The sequence below is a fragment of the Cupriavidus sp. 8B genome, assembly GCF_054589115.1.
The window spans coordinates 1-2,005 of sequence record NZ_BAAILO010000166.1; the positions used below are offsets into that span (position 1 = coordinate 1).

The window sequence follows — 2,005 nt, forward strand, 5'->3', positions numbered from 1 at the left end:
GGCGAGAACTGGGTGCAAGCGCTTGAGCGCCTGCTGGCGCAGCGTGACCTGTACGCAGAACTGGACTTCGAGCGTCGGAACATTGCGCTGCGGGCGACGGCGCCGAAGTCTCTGGCCGTCGCCGGTACGGGTGTGGCGTCTCCTGCCGGGTTGGCGCCGCTCAATGCTGCCCCACAGATGATGGCAGCCTCGACGATTGCGGCCACGGCGGCAGATGGCGCTGGCGGCCCAGCCGAAGGAGACGGCTCCGCCCTGGGCGATGCGTTCGACGCGCAAGCCATCCGTGACACCAAGGCCGGCCGGATCGAGATCCGCTTCGAGAAGAAGCCGACTGATCTGGTTGTGCGACGTGAGGGCGGCGAGGAACTGGATACGACCTGGAGCGAGGACGAACGGGTGCTGTCGTTCCGTACCGCGGATCGATTCACGGTCAGCGGTGGCGGCAAGTCAGTTGAGGTCGCCCGCGTGCCGGGGATCGCCTATCTCTTCCCCCACGACAACCCGGCTGGGCTGGAGCGCGTCTTCGAGAAGGATGGTGCTACCTACCTGAGCTTCCGCCAGTCGTTGGTGCAGGTCTCCGTCTTCGACGAGAGCAACCGGTCCAATGGGGAGCACAAGGACCGGTATTACAAATACAACGGGATTAGCGCTCGCCTGACGGTGATGGCGGACGGTAAGGCGGTCACGGTGAGCAGGCAGCCGGAGGTTCGGTTCTATGAACGGGCGGCGGCGCTATGAGTTTCCAGCCACGGCGGTACATACCGCTTCTAGCTATCGGGCTTGCCCTGGGGGCGACGGGTTCCGTCATGGCGGACTGCCTGGACGATGCCGCCGTCTTCCATCAGGTGAGCCCAGTGTTGCTGCGTGGCATTGCGCAACACGAGTCGGGAATGCGCGCGTATGCGATCAATCGCAACTCGAACGGCAGTGAAGACATTGGCCTGATGCAGATCAACACGGTGCACCTGCCCAGGCTTGCCAAGTACGGCATTACGCGGCAGTCGCTGTTCAATCCTTGCGTCAGTGCCTACATTGGTGCGTGGATTCTGCGCGAGAACATGGAGCGATACGGGCCAACCTGGGACGCGGTGGGCGCGTACAACGCGGCCTCACCGGATAAGCGCCTCAGGTACGTCAACCGCATCTACAGCACGCTGCAGCGCGGCGTTCCGGCCAACCAAGCAATTAGATAACCGAAGGTAACAAGTCATGCTTCACATTCATCAGATGCGCCGGTTGAGCCGGACTGTCCTTGCCATGAGCGCGCTGTGCGCGTGTGTTGCGGCCCACGCGGCGGTACCGACCGCGTCGCCCTTCGGTATCGAGTCAACCGGCAACTTCGAGCCAGCGGCGCCGCTCAAGGGCGATGGCTGGCAGCGTCTCGCCGCAAGCAAGAAGGGCAGGTCTCTCGCAGCAGTGGAGCCGGCAAGGTCGGCGACTAGCGACATAGCGCCCGCCTCTGTGCCTCCGGCGCCGGCCGCATCGCAGCTCGCAGCAGTGCCGGCAGGCATCGCACCGGTCGTCGGGAGCGCGCCTGCTGCGCCTGCAGCCTGGACGGTGTCACCGGCTGACGGGACCTTTCGCCAGTTGATCGAGGCATGGGCGCCGCGGGCGGGATGGACGGTCGCGCCTTGGGAATTGGAGAAGGACGTGCCAATCGTTGGCAATGATGCGATCCCGGGCGATTTCAAAACAGCCGTGCGGCGCGTCCTGTCTTCGACCGAGATGACCGACTACATCATCAAGCCCTGCTTCTACTCGAACAACGTGGTGCGCGTGGTGAAGCTGACCACCAAGTGCGACCTGACCCAGTGACTCTTATGATGCAAATGAACCGATTCCTTCGACCCGCCGCTGGCGCCTTGCTCGTATGCTCAACGCTGGCCGGCTGCGTTTCGCCGCGTCTTCTTGAAGACACCAGACACGCCGTCGACGATAGTCGCGCGCAAGGTGACGCGATGACCGGCGCGCTCTATGCCCGGATGCGCCGCGACCGCGCGGCTGT

At 64.1% G+C, this 2,005-nt stretch carries 2 protein-coding genes and 1 pseudogene; all 3 read left to right on the forward strand.

Annotated features, from left to right (window positions below; translation table 11 throughout):
- Window positions 1-738, forward strand: a pseudogene (locus ACYP5B_RS16740) (pilus assembly protein PilL); the annotation flags it as partial.
- A gap of 68 nt (window positions 739-806) precedes the next feature.
- On the forward strand, window positions 807-1,193 hold the full coding sequence (locus ACYP5B_RS16745) for a lytic transglycosylase domain-containing protein (RefSeq protein ID WP_459570448.1): 387 nt from the start codon (window positions 807-809) through the stop codon (window positions 1,191-1,193).
- 64 nt (window positions 1,194-1,257) lie between these two features.
- Window positions 1,258-1,815 carry a toxin co-regulated pilus biosynthesis Q family protein gene (locus ACYP5B_RS16750; RefSeq protein WP_459570449.1) on the forward strand — a complete coding sequence of 186 codons (558 nt, stop codon included), beginning with the start codon at window positions 1,258-1,260 and terminating at the stop codon, window positions 1,813-1,815.
- The last annotated feature ends 190 nt before the right edge of the window (window positions 1,816-2,005 follow it).